A 19,871-nucleotide genomic window follows, 5' to 3' on the forward strand; every position below is an offset into this window, starting at 1 on the left:
TCAGGAAAGATGGACAATTTTCTACATTCGCAAAAAAAAATCAGCAAAGTGCTGATTTTTTCGTCAATAAAAAATATCTCCAGATATATTTCTACCATCCTATCTATCTGGAAACAGAGCAACGACTTTACTCAGAAGACACTTACCCAATTATGTTAAGCAGGTCTCCTGGCTTATGCTTCTACATTTCTTTTCCCTTCTCACAAAATATGCAATGGTTTTTAAAAGAAACTCCTCAATTACAGTGGCTGGACCGCTCAGGTTTTTCACCTGATTCCCTATTCTCCTGCTATTAACAGGCACTTAACACTTTCCATATAAAATTCTACTATAAGCTTATCACATTTTTTTCATACTGTAAAGAAAAATCATCCAAATACCAGGACAAACGCATGAATTGTTTTCCTTCCTCTTTCTCAAAATATCTTGTTTTTAAAAATTTAATACCTGCTCCAAAAACTCCGCTGGGTTCATACTGATTACAAACCGTTTCTTTTTCATTGACAGATTAGAGCGGAAAATTTCTACCATTTTCAGTATACTTAAACACCATTTCCTTACGATGTTTAAATTTTCTGCTGCCTGCTTATCCAGCGTTGTGTTGCCATCTTCCTTAAATGTTACATCCAGCTGCCAGTGCATACTTTCTACACTCCAGTGACCTCTCACTGCACGGCTGAACAGCTCTATATCTTCATTTAGGCTGCTGATATAATAACGGAACTCTTTTTTCTCCTCGCCATCTTTTTGAATCGTCTTTTCTTCCATTCCAATACTTTTAAGCCCTTTCCAGTCCTTCTTCTGAGACAGCCATCCAGTTTCTTTTGTCTGGTAATATTCCCGGATTTCTAACTGGCTGTGGGCTTTTTCAATTGTTTTTTTATAATTCCCCTTCTTACGCAGTTCTTCTTTTATCTTCATATCATTCAGGTACAGACTCACATCCTCATGCAGCGTCCTTTGGTTTTCCTTTAACGCCAATACATAGTCTCCCTGTTTCGAACGGATCTTTTCGGCTATGGCTGTCTGCGTTCCCATAGCATCAATCGTCACAACCTGACCTTTGATCCGGATTTTCTCCAGTAATTCCGGTATCGCCGTAATCTCATTACTCTTGGTATTTACCACCTTCTGACCAAGACTGAAGCCATCTTCTTTACTCCAGGCGGTTATGATATGGTTCGCTTTTCCTTCTTTTCTTTTATTGGAACGCATTGTTTTTCCATCAATGCAGATCAGCTTACGCAATGTTTCTCCTTCATTTTGATTCAGTAATTCCTGCCATTTACCATAAAGCTGCTGCAGGATTTCCGGTGACAGCATTCCAAACACACGGCAAAGTGTATCATGAGACGGAATCCCGTTTTTCAATTCGATATATTTTTTCAAATATGCTTCATGATAATGGGCAAAATACTCCATTTCAACCCAGTCATCCACATTTGCAAGTGTAGCAAACAAAACAATCACGATTATGTCCTTCAGCTTGTGCCGTACTTTCCTCTGCTGTCGTTTATCTTCGATATAATCCATCCATTCCAGCAGCTCATCCATAGCAAAACCCCCTTTTTCTTTTTATCATACCAGAAAAAGGGAATTTGTTCACAATTTATTTACTCATGCGTTTGTCCTGTCCAAATACCAATATAACAAATCATCCAAATACCAATATAACAATAAATGCGAAAGCAAACAGATACGCTATGAAAAAATCTGCAAAAGATATTTTTTCAAAACATTTAAAAAGTCCTTAACTTTTCATATCTGAAAATACAAAATGCTTGTCTATGATCATCCAGTCAACCGCCTATTCCCGGTATAATTACTGCATACATAATTTAACCCACGAAGAAAAAATTTTTTAGTGCTTTATATTACTTCTTCATGTAATACAATTCCATTTTGTAAATTACAGTAGCGGAGCTGCCGCTTTCGCAATGAAACCAAGAGCACGACGTTTTAAGGGTTCTGACGAAATCATATCAACTGTGATTTCTCTACATTTATTCTGAGTAAAATTGAAGTCCTCTACGATTTTGGGAATACAGGATGTTCCCCACATATATGTAGCACATTCAAAATGATGGTACAGACTCCGATAATCCAAATTAATGGTGCCAACAACAGCTTCGCGATCATCACATACAAAAACTTTTGCATGAACAAAACCAGGTGTATATTCATAAATCTTCACGCCAGAATTCAATAAAGACTTATAATGTGTCAATGCAAGTGCAAATGGAATATACTTATCTGGAATACCCGGAAGAATAATTCGAACATCAACCCCACGCTCTGCAGCATATTTTAATGAATTCTCCAGTTCTCCATCCAAAATCAGGTACGGTGTCATAATGTGAACGTAATTTTGCGCCCGATTCAGCATATCCATATAAACTTGTTCACCCACTTTATCTTTATCAAGGGGGCAATCTCCATAGGGCATCACAAAACCATTTTCCACCTGTGGTATAATCGGTATGTTCAAAAAACTTTCAAAATCTTTTTCTTTCTCATCCAAAAACCACATATGTAAAAACATTCTGGTAAAACTGCGGGCAGCTTCTCCCTGAACCATTACGGCCGTATCTTTCCAGTGCCCATATTTTTCATAAGCATTAATATATTCATCTGCCAGATTGATTCCACCATTAAAAGCTACATTCCCATCAATTACCAGTATTTTACGATGATCCCGATAATTATAGTGGGTAGATACGAATGGTTTAATAGGCGCAAACATCTTACATTGAATTCCAAGTCTACGAAGCCTTTGGGGATAGTCATGAGGTAACGTAGACAGCTCGCATGTACCATCATAAAGCATGCGAACATCAACGCCCTCTTTCACTTTCCGAACCAAAATTTCCAGAATTTTCCCCCACATCTCTCCTTCATTCACAATAAAATATTCCAAAAAAATAAAATGCTCTGCCTTTTCCAGCTGAATCAGCATTTCTTTAAACTTATCCTCTCCCAAAGGAAAATATGTAACAGCGATATGCTCATACACAGGATAGCATCCACTACGCCTCACATATCTTGTTAACGCTGCAGCTCCTGAATCAGATTTTTGCAGATTTTTTTCTGCCTTTGGATCTTGCATAAGTATTTTTTGAGTCTCATTATTTAATTGCGCATAATGATCACGAAGAGCACGATGGCCGATATTTTTCTGAGTATAAAGAAACAGCAATGCTCCAAACACGGGAAGAAGCATAACTACTACCAACCAAGTTATTTTTGCCGTAGGATCCATAGAACTGTTTAACAGATATAACACCATAAAAACAGTAAAAATTACAACTCCACCATAAATATGAGGCAGAAATTCTTCAAACCAATGGAATATGCTAAATAGAAATAAAACCTGTACTGTAAGTAAAACAAGAATCAGACCAGATCGGCTGAAAATCATCCGAAAAATTCCCTGCTTACCTTTTTTCAAAAGATATAGCCCTGTTTCTTTTGAATCTTGCTTCATAATATTTTCCGTCCTTTCTTTAATTTTTTACAAAATTATTTTTAATTTTATCACTTGGAAAATATGATTACAATACATTTTGTAAGAAATCTTTCATAATAAAAGCGCTGGATATAGTAGGTATTTTAATTTAATATTCAGTGGGGTGTTATCAACACCCCACCAATAAACGTTAAACAGCTTGCATGATACATGGTCCGTAGTGAAACTATAACTTATTTGGCAAATAAAAGCTTATGTATTAGTAAATATTAATGTCACCTTCCTCTGCTTCTACGCAAATATTTCCGGAAACTATAACGTTTTTTTCTTCGATATCGCCTTCTTCAACTATAATACTACAGTTTCCTATCGTTTCGTTTGACAGTTTTAAATCCCCTTCCTCTGCTATAATACTGCAGTTTTCAATTGTTCCGTCCGACAGTTCTAAATCGCCCTCTTCCGCTGTGATACTACAGTTTTCAATTGTTCCGCCTGATAGTTCTAAATCACCCTCCTCCATATATAATTCCAATTCTCTTAAAACGATAGATTTTAACTGTACATCCCCTTCTCCCGTCTTTACAGTCAACTTTCCACTATTCATATAAGAAGGCACATAGAGTGTTACAATTCCCGTGTAATCCTGCATTTCTCCTGCTATATCACCAATTCCATCAATATAAATATGCTTGTAATACCCTGCGCTTTCGGCTTCCGTCTCTTTCAAAACGAGCAAATCTTCCTGCTCTGTGACAGTTAATGGAGTGGTATCCGCTTTGCTCGCAATTTTGTATTCCAAATAAAAATACTCATCGTCTGAAAAAGTCACCTGTAGATCGATATGTTTTAAATGGACACTTACATTTTTCCCTTCAAAATCCAGTCGTTTTTTCTCTTGAACATATTGCTTCATTTCTGTATCGTCCACTTGAGTATTTGTTTGACTTTCCATAGCATATGTAATATTTGTCCTGTTGCTCGCTGCAGCAACAACTATCATCCCTGTCGTTATTCCGGTTAAAAAAAACATGTGAAACATTTTTTTCATAAATTTTAGTCCTCCTATCATTCAAACCATTATCTTGCCATGTATCCCTGCTCAATATTCTGTTTAAACCCTATATAAGTAATTATAAAATAAATAACATAAACTCCTAAAAACAATGATGCAGAAATCAGAAAATATAGCAAAGGAGAAGTATAAACTCCTGTGTAAAAATTGAAACGTGCTCCCATGTAAATAGAAATCATTCCACTAATCACAAATGCCATCAAAACCGGACAAAGATAATAGGAAACAAGCTGCTGCAATATTATTTTTTCAATTTCTTTTCTGCTATACCCTATCTGGAAAAGTATACGGTATCGGTACTTATATTTTACGGAATCACATAACTGTTGTACGGAAAGTACTGTCAGAGAAACACATAAAAAAACAAGTCCGATATAAAACAAAGGAAAAATAATAGAAGAAAGCATATATTTAACCTCTGGCACCAAATTATCACGTACCAGATTTTTCGCTGCAAAAAGAACGATGGAATCTGAACCAGAACATATATTTTCATCTCCTGTTTCAATATCGTCCAACTTTTTTTGCAGATTTACCGGGGTTTTTCCTTTTATGTCCGATACCATTTCCTTGTAATATGGCCGCATCTTTTGAGCAATACTGTCAGGAACCACAAGGATATAATCGCTTCCATTATGCCCATCCTGCGAAAAAGACTCTGTATAATATCCGGCACAGCGAAGACGCTCTCCTTCATTTTCTATACAAATTTGATCTGAAAAATCACCTGTCTGCCGGAACACGCGATCTTTCATATGAAACATATATTCATTGTCTTTCAAATTAATCTGCGGTAGCTTTAACATTTTCCGTAGATAATTATAATCAGAAACCGCCATATAGGTATCATAATCGTAATACACCATCGCATTGTTCTGATCTATTTTTTTCTGATTTGGTGTTCCGTCTGTTCGCTGATAATTAGTGCCAAATTCCTTCAAATGTGTATAAAGGTACGTATTTACAGTATTTGTTCCATTTTCATAAATATTATAACAATATACGCTATTTATTTTTGTTTCTCTTGATAAGACTTCTATTTCTTTGCAAAAGTCTTCATCCGTTTGGCTGCTGTACACTTGTACATCAAAAGGAAATTTATTGATCAATATCTGATTTTGAAAATGATTAAACATCAACGCTGCTGAACTTCCCAAAAGTGCCAAAGTAAACAAAGCTGTAAGAGTCCCCATCGTAAAGCTTAAGGTTCTTACTTTAGCGGAAAGCTGTCTTAAAAGAAGCAGTGTATTTCCACAATAAACTGCGTTTCCTTTTTTTCTTACATAGCAGGAAATCCATGCAGAAATTCCTACATAAAACAAATAAATAGTAATTACAAGTCCAAATAGAAAAAGAATAGCAATCCCGATATCCCATTCTTTATAACAGAATAGAAAAAAGCCAAACAAAATGATAAAAATAACAGACAGTGGAAAGAATATCTTTTTTCTATTTTCATTTTTAGCTGAAATACTTTCATTTTCTTTCTGGCTATCCATCAGATCACGAATATTCATCTTTTTAAACTTTTTTCTGCAGCGCAAAAGCGCCAGTAAATAGCAGCCTCCATAGCTGGCTGCCGTCATGACAATACAGTTCCAACTGAATTCCAGATGTAAGTGATAATTCATCTGAATCATACTATAAAAAATCGAGAGAAGAATCTGTTGTAAAAAGAATCCCAGAAGCATACCTACAAAAAAAGCGCCGGTTCCAAGTAATAGATTTTCAAAAAGATACAGGCCGGCTATTTCCTTTTTTTTCATCCCTGCGAGTAAATAGATTCCAAATTCCCGACTTCTTTTTTCCAGTATAAAATGAACCATATAGTTAATGAGCCATGCCACGATTAAAACAATAAAAAAAGTAGCAAGTCCTGTCATAATCGCCATGGTTCCTGCCATTTCAAAAAGATTTTGTATTTCTTTTGAAAATAGCAATGTATTAAAAGAAAACATCAGCGCACTGACAACAGCCATTGTTATAAAATATACCAGATAGTCTTTCGTCATCCGCTTTACATTGCGAAATGCGAGTTTACGAATCATGGGACAACTCACCTCCTGTAAGCGCTAAAACATCCAGTATCGCATTCAAAAAATCTCTCCGTTCTTTATTTCCTCGAGACAGTTCATGAAAAATTTTTCCGTCCTTTAGAAACAAAATCCGGTCACAATAGCTTGCAGAAAATGCATCGTGTGTTACCATAAAAATCGTAGTCTGCATTTGCTGATTCAGGTTCTCAAAAGTTTCCAGCAATGTCTGAGCTGCTTGAGAATCCAATGCCCCTGTCGGTTCATCTGCAAGCAAAAGCAGCGGATGATTTGCAATCGCTCTTGCACACGCACATCTTTGTTTTTGCCCTCCTGATACCTGATAGGGATACTGGTCTTTTACTTCCTCAATGCCAAGCAAATGAAGCAATTCGCTGCAGCGAGTTTGAATTTCTTTTTTGCTTCTACACTGAAGCGTCATTACAAGCATAATGTTTTCTTCTAAAGTTAATGTATCCAGAAGATTATATTCCTGAAATACAAATCCCAGATTTTTTTTGCGAAATTCCGACAGTTGCTCTTCTTCCAACTCCGTAATATCTGTTTCTCCATAATAGATATGCCCTGCTGTTACATGATCAATTGTGGAAAGTAAATTTAAAAGCGTGGTTTTACCAGAACCAGAAGGTCCCATGACACCGACAAACTCCCCAGTTTTTACGGAAAAGCTTACTCGATCCACTGCCTTTGTCACATGATTTTCATTTCCATAATATTTTTCAACGTCGCATATCCGTATTGCATCCTTCATGGCTTTCTCCTCTTTTCTTATCAGATATATGAAAAGGCACAGCAACAGTTTTGGGAAGTGCTCCCTTTTTCTGTACTATGCCTATCATAGCAGATATACTTCCTGCTTTGTATGAAATTATCTTTCCTCAATCTTACAGTTTTGAAAGATACGGAAGTCAGAACGTTACTTTCGATAATCTGCCAGATAGACGCTTTCCGGAAATTCCAGAATAATCTCCGTACCATATCCTGGTTGTGAAACTGCTCTGATACCAATTCCAAGCTTATCACAAAGCTTTTTGCATAAATATAATCCCATACCGGTAGAACGGTTTATCCGCCGTCCGTTTGTCCCGGTAAATCCTTTTTCAAAAATGCACGGGATTTCTTCCGGTAAAATTCCAATCCCATCATCTTTTATACTTAAAAGCGTTCCGTTCTTTTTCTCCTGTGTTGTAATGAGGATATATGCACCTTCCTCTTTTCGATATTTTACACTATTTTGTATCAGTTGATTCAAGATGAATTCCATCCACTTTTCGTCTGTATAAGCCGAATTGGGACAAATCACCTCTGCGCAGATATGATTTTGTATCAAATACTGCTTATTTTTTATCAAAACCTTCTCCGCAACCTGTTGAAGATTTGTTTTGCTAATCCGATAGTCCTTGTAAACAGCATCGGATCTTGCATAGTACAACGCCATGTCCACATAATTTTCTATTTTTTGATTTTCAATTAGCACGGATCTGCTTCTATCATCCAAATGATTTTCACAATTCAGAGCAATTGCCGTAATTGGTGCTTTAATCTCATGAACCCAGCTTTCAATATATTCCCTGTAGTCTTTTTGTTCCTGCTCAATAAAATGGATACGCTCAATGACTGATTTGTTTGATTTCCGAATCAAAGCTTGGTATAATCGATCCTCTAAACGAGTAGACTGCGGCATCAACTCTCCCAGAAGATAACGCTGATCCAAATTGTCAATAACTTTTTCTGTTTTCTTAAAATACTGTCTGCGAGAATAATACTGTACTGCCATCCAGATACCTAAGAAGAGAATCCAAGAAATTAGAATAACAGCAGAAAAATCTAATGGATAACCAGTCAGGCTCAAAAACAAAACAAGCAGAAACATGCATACAAACTGGAAAAGAAGGAATAATATTTTATCTTTTAAGTATTCTTTCAAGCTCATATTCTATATCCCATTCCCCTTTTTGTCTCAATAAAATTCTGCACGCCAATTGTTTCCAGTTTACTGCGCAGTCGTGTCATGTTTACGCTAAGTGCATTATCATCAATAAAAATCTGCTGATCCCACAAATTCTCTACTAACTCAATTCGCGATACGATTTCACCGGCATGTGTGAACAGATAATGCATAATCTTCAATTCATTTTTTGACAGCTCCGCACACTTTCCATCATACAGAATACGTCCCCGAATCATATCCAATTCGATTCCCTTATAGGTGATTTTTTCCTGTTGTTCCTTTTTATATGTACGTTTTAAAACAGCTGCAATATGCGCCAATAATATGGGTGCAACAAAAGGTTTTGTAATATAATCATCTCCACCTTTTAACATTCCGTTCAATTCATCCATAGAATCCGTTCTGCTTGTCACAAAAATAATAGGAACATTCGACTGCTCACGAATTTTCTGGCACACCTCAAAGCCGGACAAATTTGGTAAATTCACATCCAAAAGAATTAAATCAGGACGTATATTTTTTATGCATTCCGTATAATTTGTAAATTCCGTCAAAGTAGATACATCGTACAATGCATTTTCCAACAACTGTTTTAATTCCTGACGAATTGATACATCATCTTCTATAATTAAAATATCCATTTGCATTTCCTCGTTTCTTTTTCATTACTACACGATTTATATTTTTGATATATCTCATGCCACCGTGTTTATAAGGAAATCCCCTACGAACTCAGGCATCCCGCCATTTTTTCGTTGAAGCAGAACGTCCTCAGCTGTACAGCCTTTATCACTGTCATCAATTGCCAGAGCAGAAATCTAATTTTTAAAACCATCATTCGCTCCACATACTATGCCAAAACATACGTTTCCCCAGTAAAACAATTCATTGTTTTTCAAATGTAAGTCCTTTTCTTCAAATAAATTTACCAAAAATGAATATTTTTGTAAAGCAAAAAACAACCTTACCAAATTAATCATGTTGGACTGGCAGCAAAGCCTATTTAAAATATATAAAAAACAAGAAAAATTCTACTTCCAGAACTCTCTGTCTGCAAATAGAGCGATTGGAAATTTCTGCTAATATTTTTATTACAAGTTCCGCTATTATCTCAAAAATAGACTTATTCTAGTCCTGTTGTATTATTTCGTGACAATAAATAAAGAGAAATCGAACTAATTTCAGTCCAGCAAGGAGTTTTATCACATGGAACAAAAATCAAACAGACTAGGATTGACATTGGCATGAGTATCCACTGTATTAAGAAAAAATCGAAAGAGGTATCCATCATATCACCGGGACACAACTCTTGGAATCCGGGACTGCCTGGAAACAAATAATAGTGAACTGTTAAAATAGGCGCAAACTGCTTTTTATCGAAGCCAAATATAAACATATCTATTCCAGACACCCCATATAATAACAGAAAACTGAATTTGCAGGATTGAATTTTCATGTCAGAAAAGCGAAAGATGCCTGCCCCATAAGCAAACATCTTCCTCTTTTTTACTTTCTTCTCCGCCCTATTTCTTCTTCCACTTCCATTTGTGGCATAGACTTTCCACTCTTTTTGACGATTTCTGCCTGCTTCAGATGAAGCCGATCAAGGAAGTTGCCCTCCAATCTTCCTTTGCTTTCTGGGGAATTTACTCATACATCCGTCAATCATATTTTAATTCTGTTCTTCCGTAATTTCGCTGTTTCGCAAGTATTCTCCGTTTTCATAGACTTTCTGCCAGTTTTCCGTCTCCGCTTTTTTCATTTTCCGGTTCCGACACAGCAGGAGTAGATTTCAGATACTTTCGGATCTGCTGTTTGACTGCCTCGCCAAAACCGTAGATCACATCGTCCATAACCAGTTTTCCATCTGCGTCCAGTACCATATTAGCCACCTGTGCCCATAAACTATATGTTCCATAAGGAAAAACTCCCGTCCGTCTGTCATTATACTGTCATAGGCAAAACAGCTTCCCTCTTTCCTTTCGATATGAAAATCTATTATATTATAAGAGATTAACGCACTGGAGAAATCCAGGCGGAAAAATCCGACAATCACGATAAAGCCTTCTTTTTCCACATAATAGGCTTCAATCTCACCGCCGCTGTTAAGACCAGCAATATCACTGACACTAAGAAAATCACCAGCGGAAGACTGCGACGGATGTTCTTCTAACCGCTTCCGAATTGTATCCGGTGTGTCTCCCTTTTTCATTTGCCCTAGGTAAGCCTGTTCATGGTTCTCACAACGTACCGGGATATGTTTCTCCTACAAGCGTCAAATTGTTATGATACTCTCCCATGGCAGGGAACTTCATGCGCTCTACAACATAGAAACTGATGAGCGACTCTTTTCTCGCTATGTCAGATTCCTGTACTTTTTCCACTTCATCTGAAAAGACATCATTGACATCTATGTGGTATCTTTTTTCAAAAAGCAGTCAATCATAAAAGACGAACTGCTCTATGTGAATTGTATGAATTTATCGTTTTTTATATGTGAGTACAATACCAACTACAGAACCGATAAAAATAAATGGTGCTAATCTCACAAATAAAAACTCAAAACCGTGTAAAAGAGTGCCTACAATTGCTAATTCTGGGTTAGTAAAATCCCAAGTCAAATATTCGCTATTCATAATTGCGAAAGCAATAAATATTACTATAATAGTTACGCACATTAAAATAAGTGAGTAACGAATAGTTTTGATTTTTCTCTCGCTTTTTTTAGCAAATTGAAGATTGATTACTTCCAATTTTTCAGAAATATTCTTTAAATCTTCTGCATTCAATCCTTCTTGTATGGTTTCTCCTAGCAAGGCACTTACCGATGTATCCAGTTCTTCTGCTAACGAAACGAGCATACTTGAGTCGGGTACAGATAAACCTTTTTCCCACTTAGATACTGTTTGCCTTACTACATTTAGCTTTATCGCCAATTCTTCTTGTGAAAGTCCTTTTGCCTTTCGTAAATTTCTAATATTTTCGTTTAGCATAACCTATGCCTCCTTTGTTTTGATACAACTATTAGATATCAAAACAGCCGTTGCTACAAGCAACGTAGATTAACATCTGTTATTATTGCACCAAATTCTTTTCTATCACCTAATTTTTTATTAGGAATACACACTACCAGAAAGGTTTGTGGCGGATATCCCTTGAGTGGTGTAGCTTGCATCAATGGTTCAATTTTCCGTATTAAGTTATGATGTTAGTGATTTCCTGTTTTTTGCTTTATTTCTTATATATCAAAAATTTCTTGGAAATGATTTTTGCAATCGAACATCATCATACATTCTCTTTGCTGTATTCAGCAATTCTTCTGCCTGTTTATATTGCTCATTTATAATTGCTGCTATTACATCAAGTATGACAATGTTGCCACCATAGATTTTATGATGTCTATATTGTTGAAAAAGCCTTTGGTTTTCATTGCATACTGTAATTGCTTTTTCATATTGTGCAGGAGAGTATTGAAATGCGCCCTTTAGTTTCTGAAGAGATTTTTGCTCTGGATCGACTCATCAACAAATCTGAATTGTCAAATCATTTCTTATATTTTTTCTCGATTGCCAACGAATCAACTACGCTAAAAACAATATTTACCATCACAACTCCCACAACCGAAATCCATTTGGAATGCCCTGTAAGTAAAAAAAGTCCAAACAGAATCCATACAATGCCAGTTACAACATAGAGTTTGGACATCGCATAATTGTATTTTCTTATATCCGTCACCTCAATAAATTTCTTACTTCCTCGGAAAGCGATTGCTTTTTTTGAAAACCATATGTATATAGCTATACAAATATATATAATACCCCAAATACACAGCAGGCCACAAAAGAATATATTTTCTTTCATTCAGACACCTCTAGAAATTTAGTTGTTGGGAATCTCTTCTCCATTTTCATCTAAAAGATAGATTGCATAAATTGTTCCTATCTGCAATGGATAACTTTCCATTACATCACCATTAAAAACAACACGGATATTATCATCAATCTTCAATTCAGGTGCGCCGTTTGCTAATACCACATCTTTTGCAACAGAAAATTCCTCATCAACAGAAATTCCACTATTAAATGTTTCTGTACACCTAACATCAACATATTCTTTGTTTACTTCCAAAACTTTTGCATTAAAATATGCTTGCCCTTTTTCATTTTCACATCCAGATAAATCTATGCTACGAACAGTTACTGGTCTGATTGTAAGATCTCCAGCCCCTTCTACCATATACCATTTTCCACATTCTAGTTGAATCGCTTCTGATACCCCTGATGTAATGTAACCTATTTCATATGTTTCTTCAGTTTCAATGTCTGTAAATATAACATTTGTATCAACGGTGCTATTAACTTTTACTTTTCCCAAAGCAGGCCGTATTTGCTCACTTTTTACTCTTTCGTTCCCTAAAAGTTTAAAAGTATGAAGTCTGACGTAATTACTATAACTGATTTCGCCAACTATGATTGCAAGTGGAATTGCTGCTACAAGTACTCGTTTCCATTTATTTTTCATCACACCTCTCCTCCCTGCAAGAAACTTCAAATTTATTTAATTCTCTGTGTACCTAATTGTAATTGTTCAACTGCTATTTTTGCTTTATTGTCATCTTTCTTTTGGAGATTTTTTATTTCCGAATTCCGAATAGTCAAAACGATTTCGTCTCCAACCTGTAAATCATCAAAAGTTATATCTACAATATCTTGTGTATCATAATTACAATAAATCATAGGAATTTGGGAACAGTCAATAAGGCAACCATCCCCTAAAACACCTTCTTCTCCGCTATCTTTTGTGGCTATAATTTTATTTTCTTTATCAATTTCCGTTATTATTGCATTGACACCTAAAGTAAATGATTCGTTTGTTTGTTGTCCAGAACACGAAACTAAAGTAAATGCACAAATGCATATACATAACACCATTATCATTTTTTTCATCATAAGTTCCTCCAAATTACTAATTCATCGACTTATTTTTTATGTGAAAATAAATTCAAAACACCAGCTAATATTAAAAAAGCACCTATAATACCACACCCTATGCGTTCTCCAAACCCATGCAAAAACAAAAAAAATTTTGATGGCTGAAATGAAGTACTACACCTAATACTAACAATAAAACAATCCCTATAATTCGTCCTGTTCTACTCATCATTTACACCTCAAATTCTCATTTATCCGTTTAACAGATTATTTCTTATCGAAAGTATCTTCATCATCAGACTTTTCATTTTTACGCCGAACACACTCTCTAATCCAAAGGAACGTAGAACCTAGGCAAAACCAAACTACTCCGGAAGAAAAGCCCGTATCGAAAAACTTAATAAGAGCAGTTATGTAAAATAATAATGAGGCTATACCGTATAATGTTACAGTTATTTTATTTCTCATATTTATATCCATTCCTTTCGCTTCGCTCAGGCACAAAACGTTATGAAAATGTTTTCCTGAGCTTATTTTTTCTTTATAATTCTTCTTATAGGGAACTCGGTATACTACAAATCACGGGGAGGTGAGTGGGCTGTCCGGCTTGCCGGATGACCGTATGTTTATATGTGTAGTCCGCCTTTTCAAGCACAAATAAGTGTGATTTCAAGCACGTAATCTTATCTTTGTATAAACATTCTCGTTTATGGCTTAGGCGTTCAGTCAATGCCGTCTCTCCCTATAATCTTTAGTGAACCTTCTGGTTCTGAAAGGAGTCCCTATGGCTTTAAAAATCGTGTACAAAATCTGCTGTGGCATTGATGTCCACAAGACTTTTGTAGTTGCCTGTATCGCTTCTACTAACGATAAAGGTGTCACTTCTTACGAGAGCCGCCGGTTTTCGACCTACACGAGCGGTCTGAAAACTTTGTTACAGTGGTTACTCGATCGCAATTGCAAGGATGTCTGTATGGAATCTACCGGTAAATACTGGATCCCTGTTTATAACATCTTGGAATCGGATTGTTCGATTGTCCTTGCTCATCCTAAATATGTTAAGGCTATCCGTGGAAAGAAAACTGACAAAAAAGATGCCAAATGGATTGCTGACCTGTTTAAGCATGACCTTGTTGCCGGAAGCTTTATGCCACCTGCTGACATTCGCCAGCTTCGCGACCTAATGCGTTACCGTTTCAAACTAACCTGCTTCAAATCAAGCGAAAAGAATCGTTTGCAGAACTGTCTCACGGTTTCCAATATCCAGTTGGGAAACGTTGTTTCGGACACCTTCGGCAAATCTGCTCAGGCGATACTGGATAAACTTTTGGAAAATCCCGCAAATACTTCCTTTGACCTTGAACCTCTTGTTTTCAGAAGCCTGAAGAAAAAACTTCCCGAGCTTCGCAATGCCATTGATGGCTATATCACTCCGGAACAGGCTGGCAAACTCAAAGTAATCAAAGCTCATTATGAAAACCTTGAATCCCGGAAAGCAGAGCTTGAAGAACTCATTCTTGCGCTCGCCGCTCCCTATCAGCAGGAACTTTCCATTCTTCAAACCGCTCCTGGTATCAGCAGTACTTTCACTGCCATCGGAATCATTTCCGAAATCGGTACCAATATGGAGGCTTTTCCTTCGGCGAAACACTTGTGCTCATGGGCTGGGCTTACACCAACCAACAATGAAAGTGCAGGGAAGAAAAAATCTGTCCGGGTGTCCAAGGCCGGATGCTACATCAAACCGCTTTTAGTACAGTGCGCAAACGCTGTCGTAAAAAGCACTAAGCATCCTGAAATGCGTAACCGTTATCTCCGTATCAGAAAGCGTCGCGGTCACAAGAAAGCAATCCTTGCAATAGCAAGAATGCTTCTTACCGCATTATACCACATGTTGAAGAACGGGGAAAACTATAATGCAGAACTTTACCAAAAATCCGACCTACCGCCTGCGGACCGTGAGATTACAGTAGAGCAGGCAATCATCATAGCAAGGAATCAAGGTTATAAAATCAAGTCAGCAACTGCATAACCTTAACATTTCTAATATTCAATTTTTAAAGCAGCCACCGAAAGATGGCTTATTTGTCGTGTACTTAAGGGAATGGATACCCTCTACTTCTCATTTTCAATCTTTTTCCCTCACATTTTAATTTGTCGCTTTCTTCATATCCATATTATAACAATTTCATATATCCGCCACAATAAAAATCAGCATATCCTTCAACATTTTCCCCAAAATGCTTGTGTCTATTTTTTGATTTCCATGTTCCCATGGTACATAACGTGAATCACTACTTTTGACTCCCTTATTTCAAATGTCACCTTATCTTGTACACATCTTTTCTGAAATACGACAATTTATCATAAAACGACTATAAAATACCAATTTTCTCCTTTACTTTTCCATCAAACTCCTACATAATATCACATATAGAATATACTTATTTTCCAAAATATAAATACCATTAAAAAGAACTTATAATATAAATATCGTATTTTAAACTACAAATCTTCATTTAGAAAGGAACTAGTTTTATGAGAGTTTTAGTTACCGGAGTATCTGGTCAATTGGGCCATGACGTAATGAATGAGTTAGCCAAGCGTGGCCATCTCGGAATTGGAAGCGCCACTGCTCCTTTGTATAGTGGAATTGCTGATGGTACTGCTGTAACCCAAATGCCCTATATCGCTATGGACATCACAGATTCTGCTTCTGCGGAACGAACCTTTCAGAAAGTTTTGCCAGACGCAGTGATTCACTGTTCTGCCTGGACAGCCGTGGATCTAGCTGAAGATAAGCTAAAAAAAGTGCAGGATATCAATGCCACCGGTACAAAATACATTGCCAAGATGTGCAAAAAACTGAACTGTAAAATGTTGTACATCTCCACCGACTATATATTTGATGGACAGGGCACGATTCCCTGGGATCCCGACTGCAAAAATTACAGTCCCTTAAATGTATATGGTCAAACAAAGCTGGAGGGGGAATTAGCCGTATCCTCTTTGTTGCAGAAGTACTTTATCATCCGCATTTCTTGGGTTTTTGGTAAAAACGGTAAAAATTATATCAAAACCATGTTGAATCTTGGCAAAAATCATGACACTCTACGCATTGTCAATGACCAAATTGGTACTCCCACCTATACCTTTGACCTGGCAAGGCTTCTAGTGGATATGGCAGAGACTGAAAAGTATGGCTACTATCATGCTACTAATTCAGAGCTTTCCGACAAAGAAGGTGCTTATACTCCAGAAGGTTGCAAGACTGGGTATATCAGCTGGTTTGATTTTACAAAAGAAATCTTTCGTCAGGTAACTGCTCTTGGATATGAAAAATATGCACCCCAAAATACAAAGCTTATTCCAGTGACTACTGCAGAGTATGGTATCTCCAAGGCTGCAAGACCTTTTAACAGCCGCTTGGATAAAAGGAAACTTACAGAGAATGGTTTTACTCCTCTTCCAGACTGGCCAGATGCAATTCACCGTTATCTGAAAGAAATTGAAATCTGATTTTTTATCCAATAAAACGAAAAGATACCGAATATATCAAGCGCTCATTTCTATTTTCTTCTTCCATATTTATTCGTTAGATTTGAGACAAACTTTAATCATATTTTCCATTAATTTTCCGTTAATGGCTATAGATAAAAGGTAAGCGCAAAATAGCGAGTACCTTGACATTTTTAGGCGGCTGCTTTGCAGCCACCGATATTTAAGCTTTGCGGATCCCTGTCGGAAGTTTTTCTGACCAGGGCAGAAGATCCTTCAAAAAAGAACAATCCCTATCAGCCATGTGTTTCGGGATCTCTTCCAAGAGATACTTCACATAATCATAAGGCTTCAGATTATTAGCCTTTGCAGTTTCCACAATACTGTAAATGATTGCGGAAGACTTGGCTCCATTGATCGTATCGATCATCTCCCAATTCTTTTTTCCAATACAAAAACCACGGATTGCTCTTTCAGATGCTTATCTTCATATATGAATAACTTAGCGAAAATGCGATCCGTCCATTTACAGTAGGCCGTAAAAACTGGTTGTTCTGTGACACACCAAATGGAGCCCAGGCCAGTGCTGTTGTGTACACTATGGTAGAAATGGCAAAAGCCAATGGAGTAAACGTCTATCACTATCTTACCTATCTGCTGGAAAAACTGCCTGATGATAGGATGAGTGATGATGAATTAGAACTTCTGGCTCCATGGAACGAAACTGTCAAAGCTGAGATCGAACGTCGTGCAAACGAATCAAATCAATCATATGTGAATTGTCAAGGTGCTCCGGCTACTGAAAAGTAGTCGGGGATTTTTCTATCATACCTAAAAATTAAGCGCTTACGTAATACAAATGCCCTTTTAAGGGCGGCGACGAGTCAAAAGCAGAGTGGCTGGAGCAAAGCGAAAGCCAGCGCCTTAAGACGCTGGCCTAGCATAAAAGGCTTATAGCCGTCCGTCGAGCCACCCGTTTTACGGGTGGGGGCGACTCTGGTTCAGAATTTAGTTTTCAGCGGGCGCCAGAGGAATGCGCTCTACGATTTCGTCCGTTTGCAAATCGCTCACCAGCAAGGTGAGTGCGTCCGGAAGCTCTCTTTTTTCGTAGGAGAACCGGGCGAGAAGACTTCCGTCCTCCAAAGCCTTGCTTCCGCCCGTTATGGGTATCATGGGAGAATCTCCCTCGGCAAGGTCAAGGATGAGGGGACGTTCTAGGTCGGTTTGTGTATAATGAATTTCCGCATAAAGACCAAGGTCTGTTTCCATGAGGGTAATCTCATGAAGCTGTATCTGAGAGCTGCTGGCGGTGTCGGCAGGAATATAGCTATGCTTTACTGTATTCCCGGTATTTTGAAGGGAGAAGGTCAGCTCGCTGCTCAGAATATCTTCCATAGATTTGGCGTCCGGGGTTCTTACGTGACCGTAAAGGCTCAGGGTTTCTGCTTCACTGTTCCAGCCGCCGCCATACAGAAGGGTGGTAAGGGAACCGTCCGCGTTCATGGTACTCTGAAAATTGCAGGTGGGCATATCCGGATGTTTTTCATGATCCAGTCCGCAGCCCACATACAGGATTTCCTTATGATTGGCAGAAGCATATTCGGCAATGGAGAGAGGGCTGTCAATCCCAAGGCTGGAAATCGGATCTTCCGGGAGAGTGAGATCATCCGGAACCAGAAGGTAGGAGTCCGGTGCTTTGGCCTGCGCGTGAATCAGCACATACAAAAATTCACTGTCATAAAGAGCCTCTTTTACTGTAAATTCCACCAGCGGATTTTGGGAAACCGTCTGGGAAGAGACCGGCTCGATCTGCTGGTCGGCAGCTTCGTTGAGGGGCTGTCCGTTTTTCTTAAAAAAGTCCGAAATTCCGAAATAGTGCTCCGCTGCGATCACTCCGGTGCAAAGAAGAGCAGTGAGTAAAGCGGCGACAAGAAGCGGCCGAAGAACCCGGCGACGGCGAGTGCGTACCCTGGGAAGCAGTGCTTTTCCGGGGGCTTTCTGGAGCTTGGAAAGCGCGTCCTGCGCATGTTCCCGGACAACTGCCGGGATATCTGTATTTTCGGAAAAGATTTCATATAACTTATCGTCCATAAATAATTCCTCCTTCATATTCCTGGCGCAGTTTTTGTCTGGCGCGGGAGAGCCGTGTCGTGACGGTATTTTCATTTAGATCAAGCAAGGCGGCGATTTCTTTGATACTCATATCCTGTCCGTAATACAGCATCAGGACGGCACGGTATTTTTCATCCAGACAGGAGAGAACCTCCTTCCATTCGCAGTCACAAAAACCGTTTTCTTCATAGGAAGGTTCCAAAATGGTTTCCGTCAGTGTCTGGCGGCTGCGCTTTTTCAGAAAATCCTTGCATTTATTGATAAGGATCCTTGTGAGCCAGGTTTTGAAATAGTGGGGATGGCGAAGGGTGCCAAGTTTTTCGTAGCAGACGAGAATGGTTTCCTGTATCACGTCCGCTGCGTCTTCGTCATTACCCAGGTAGGACCAGGCGGTTTTGTACATGGCCTGCATGTGCTGCTGCATGAGCTGAGAAAACGCTTGCTTATCTCCCTGCTGCGCTTTTTTTATCAAATTTTTCATATGGTTACCTCGTGGTGTAGGAGCATGCTCTGTATGCCGGTTACATCTATTAGACGTCCGGAGGCGGAAATATCTTTCATCATTTTACCCAAAATTATTTGCGAGGGAAGAGCTCAAAGTTGCGAAGGCCGCACTCCCCTCGCGCTCCCCTGTTGGCCGCCGCTAAAATCAGGGAACTTCTTCTCTTGTTTTTAAGCGGTGCCTTTTGAAAAGGTACTCGCTATTTTGCGTTTACGATAAAAGCCCAAAACATACTCTTTAAAAAAATGCTATTATATCACAAAAATACAGTCTACGGTTTTCCCA

General features: G+C 38.1%; 15 protein-coding genes, 3 pseudogenes and 1 riboswitch. Of the genes and pseudogenes, 3 read left to right on the top strand and 15 right to left on the bottom strand.

Annotation, left to right across the window (positions count from 1 at the left end):
* Nucleotides 1-141: 141 nt before the first annotated feature.
* A riboswitch (cobalamin riboswitch) is annotated at nucleotides 142-322 on the bottom strand.
* A 110-nt stretch (nucleotides 323-432) separates the two neighbouring features.
* The 12 genes and pseudogenes from QOX44_RS16420 to QOX44_RS16480 all read right to left on the bottom strand — a co-directional run bounded on the left by QOX44_RS16420 (nucleotide 433) and on the right by QOX44_RS16480 (nucleotide 13,492).
* Nucleotides 433-1,554 (bottom strand): ISAs1 family transposase, encoded by a 1,122-nt coding sequence (locus QOX44_RS16420; protein WP_283681393.1) that lies wholly within the window; start codon nucleotides 1,552-1,554, stop codon nucleotides 433-435.
* Nucleotides 1,555-1,909: 355 nt separating this feature from the next.
* Nucleotides 1,910-3,484, bottom strand: coding sequence for a cardiolipin synthase (cls, locus tag QOX44_RS16425; protein WP_283684762.1), 1,575 nt, complete (start codon nucleotides 3,482-3,484; stop codon nucleotides 1,910-1,912).
* Nucleotides 3,485-3,725: 241 nt separating this feature from the next.
* Nucleotides 3,726-4,514 (bottom strand): DUF4097 family beta strand repeat-containing protein, encoded by a 789-nt coding sequence (locus QOX44_RS16430; protein ID WP_283684764.1) that lies wholly within the window; start codon nucleotides 4,512-4,514, stop codon nucleotides 3,726-3,728.
* A gap of 29 nt (nucleotides 4,515-4,543) precedes the next feature.
* Nucleotides 4,544-6,586, bottom strand: a complete 2,043-nt coding sequence (locus tag QOX44_RS16435; protein WP_283684765.1) for an ABC transporter permease — start codon at nucleotides 6,584-6,586, stop codon at nucleotides 4,544-4,546.
* Nucleotides 6,576-7,343: an ABC transporter ATP-binding protein gene (locus QOX44_RS16440; protein WP_283684767.1), complete on the bottom strand. Its 768-nt coding sequence runs from the start codon at nucleotides 7,341-7,343 to the stop codon at nucleotides 6,576-6,578. The genes QOX44_RS16435 and QOX44_RS16440 overlap by 11 nt, the downstream gene beginning before the upstream one ends.
* Before the next feature lie 165 nt (nucleotides 7,344-7,508).
* Nucleotides 7,509-8,525: a sensor histidine kinase gene (locus QOX44_RS16445; protein ID WP_283684769.1), complete on the bottom strand. Its 1,017-nt coding sequence runs from the start codon at nucleotides 8,523-8,525 to the stop codon at nucleotides 7,509-7,511.
* The gene (locus tag QOX44_RS16450) at nucleotides 8,522-9,184 is read right to left on the bottom strand and encodes a response regulator transcription factor (protein WP_283684771.1); all 663 of its coding nucleotides are present in this window, start codon (nucleotides 9,182-9,184) and stop codon (nucleotides 8,522-8,524) included. The genes QOX44_RS16445 and QOX44_RS16450 overlap by 4 nt, the downstream gene beginning before the upstream one ends.
* A gap of 1,080 nt (nucleotides 9,185-10,264) precedes the next feature.
* Nucleotides 10,265-10,800 (bottom strand): annotated as a pseudogene (locus tag QOX44_RS16460) (YodL domain-containing protein).
* 223 nt (nucleotides 10,801-11,023) lie between these two features.
* Nucleotides 11,024-11,536 (bottom strand): helix-turn-helix domain-containing protein, encoded by a 513-nt coding sequence (locus QOX44_RS16465; protein ID WP_283684775.1) that lies wholly within the window; start codon nucleotides 11,534-11,536, stop codon nucleotides 11,024-11,026.
* A 550-nt stretch (nucleotides 11,537-12,086) separates the two neighbouring features.
* The gene (locus tag QOX44_RS16470) at nucleotides 12,087-12,404 is read right to left on the bottom strand and encodes a hypothetical protein (protein ID WP_283684777.1); all 318 of its coding nucleotides are present in this window, start codon (nucleotides 12,402-12,404) and stop codon (nucleotides 12,087-12,089) included.
* Between the two features lie 18 nt (nucleotides 12,405-12,422).
* A complete protein-coding gene (locus QOX44_RS16475) occupies nucleotides 12,423-13,064 on the bottom strand; it encodes a hypothetical protein (protein WP_283684779.1) in 642 nt (213 codons plus the stop codon).
* 32 nt (nucleotides 13,065-13,096) lie between these two features.
* A complete protein-coding gene (locus tag QOX44_RS16480; protein WP_283684781.1) occupies nucleotides 13,097-13,492 on the bottom strand; it encodes a hypothetical protein in 396 nt (131 codons plus the stop codon).
* Between the two features lie 766 nt (nucleotides 13,493-14,258).
* Here QOX44_RS16480 and QOX44_RS16485 point away from each other — a divergent pair.
* The gene (locus QOX44_RS16485) at nucleotides 14,259-15,506 is read left to right on the top strand and encodes an IS110 family transposase (RefSeq protein ID WP_283680954.1); all 1,248 of its coding nucleotides are present in this window, start codon (nucleotides 14,259-14,261) and stop codon (nucleotides 15,504-15,506) included.
* Nucleotides 15,507-16,012: 506 nt separating this feature from the next.
* Nucleotides 16,013-16,993 carry a dTDP-4-dehydrorhamnose reductase gene (gene rfbD / locus QOX44_RS16490; protein ID WP_283684782.1) on the top strand — a complete coding sequence of 327 codons (981 nt, stop codon included), beginning with the start codon at nucleotides 16,013-16,015 and terminating at the stop codon, nucleotides 16,991-16,993.
* A 202-nt stretch (nucleotides 16,994-17,195) separates the two neighbouring features.
* Here the strand turns inward: rfbD and QOX44_RS16495 are convergent.
* A pseudogene (locus tag QOX44_RS16495) lies at nucleotides 17,196-17,453 on the bottom strand (transposase domain-containing protein); the annotation flags it as partial.
* Nucleotides 17,454-17,473: 20 nt separating this feature from the next.
* Between QOX44_RS16495 and QOX44_RS16500 the strand changes: the two are divergent.
* Nucleotides 17,474-17,782, top strand: a pseudogene (locus tag QOX44_RS16500) (transposase domain-containing protein); the annotation flags it as partial.
* Nucleotides 17,783-17,980: 198 nt separating this feature from the next.
* Here QOX44_RS16500 and QOX44_RS16505 read toward each other — a convergent pair.
* Together QOX44_RS16505 and QOX44_RS16510 are read right to left on the bottom strand one after the other, a co-directional pair.
* Nucleotides 17,981-19,063 (bottom strand): hypothetical protein, encoded by a 1,083-nt coding sequence (locus QOX44_RS16505; RefSeq protein ID WP_283684783.1) that lies wholly within the window; start codon nucleotides 19,061-19,063, stop codon nucleotides 17,981-17,983.
* Nucleotides 19,053-19,565, bottom strand: a complete 513-nt coding sequence (locus tag QOX44_RS16510; protein WP_283684786.1) for an RNA polymerase sigma factor — start codon at nucleotides 19,563-19,565, stop codon at nucleotides 19,053-19,055. The genes QOX44_RS16505 and QOX44_RS16510 overlap by 11 nt, the downstream gene beginning before the upstream one ends.
* Nucleotides 19,566-19,871 lie beyond the last annotated feature (306 nt).

It is taken from the genome of Parablautia sp. Marseille-Q6255, from assembly GCF_951230155.1.
Taxonomy (GTDB): domain Bacteria; phylum Bacillota; class Clostridia; order Lachnospirales; family Lachnospiraceae; genus Choladousia.

What these genes read in the sequence shown, in the direction of transcription:
- QOX44_RS16420 (WP_283681393.1), bottom strand. Translation starts at nt 1,554, where the DNA reads ATGGATGAGCTGCTGGAATGGATGGATTATATCGAAGATAAACGACAG.
- cls (WP_283684762.1), bottom strand. Translation starts at nt 3,484, where the DNA reads ATGAAGCAAGATTCAAAAGAAACAGGGCTATATCTTTTGAAAAAAGGT.
- QOX44_RS16430 (WP_283684764.1), bottom strand. Translation starts at nt 4,514, where the DNA reads ATGAAAAAAATGTTTCACATGTTTTTTTTAACCGGAATAACGACAGGG.
- QOX44_RS16435 (WP_283684765.1), bottom strand. Translation starts at nt 6,586, where the DNA reads ATGATTCGTAAACTCGCATTTCGCAATGTAAAGCGGATGACGAAAGAC.
- QOX44_RS16440 (WP_283684767.1), bottom strand. Translation starts at nt 7,343, where the DNA reads ATGAAGGATGCAATACGGATATGCGACGTTGAAAAATATTATGGAAAT.
- QOX44_RS16445 (WP_283684769.1), bottom strand. Translation starts at nt 8,525, where the DNA reads ATGAGCTTGAAAGAATACTTAAAAGATAAAATATTATTCCTTCTTTTC.
- QOX44_RS16450 (WP_283684771.1), bottom strand. Translation starts at nt 9,184, where the DNA reads ATGGATATTTTAATTATAGAAGATGATGTATCAATTCGTCAGGAATTA.
- QOX44_RS16465 (WP_283684775.1), bottom strand. Translation starts at nt 11,536, where the DNA reads ATGCTAAACGAAAATATTAGAAATTTACGAAAGGCAAAAGGACTTTCA.
- QOX44_RS16470 (WP_283684777.1), bottom strand. Translation starts at nt 12,404, where the DNA reads ATGAAAGAAAATATATTCTTTTGTGGCCTGCTGTGTATTTGGGGTATT.
- QOX44_RS16475 (WP_283684779.1), bottom strand. Translation starts at nt 13,064, where the DNA reads ATGAAAAATAAATGGAAACGAGTACTTGTAGCAGCAATTCCACTTGCA.
- QOX44_RS16480 (WP_283684781.1), bottom strand. Translation starts at nt 13,492, where the DNA reads ATGATGAAAAAAATGATAATGGTGTTATGTATATGCATTTGTGCATTT.
- QOX44_RS16485 (WP_283680954.1), top strand. Translation starts at nt 14,259, where the DNA reads ATGGCTTTAAAAATCGTGTACAAAATCTGCTGTGGCATTGATGTCCAC.
- rfbD (WP_283684782.1), top strand. Translation starts at nt 16,013, where the DNA reads ATGAGAGTTTTAGTTACCGGAGTATCTGGTCAATTGGGCCATGACGTA.
- QOX44_RS16505 (WP_283684783.1), bottom strand. Translation starts at nt 19,063, where the DNA reads ATGGACGATAAGTTATATGAAATCTTTTCCGAAAATACAGATATCCCG.
- QOX44_RS16510 (WP_283684786.1), bottom strand. Translation starts at nt 19,565, where the DNA reads ATGAAAAATTTGATAAAAAAAGCGCAGCAGGGAGATAAGCAAGCGTTT.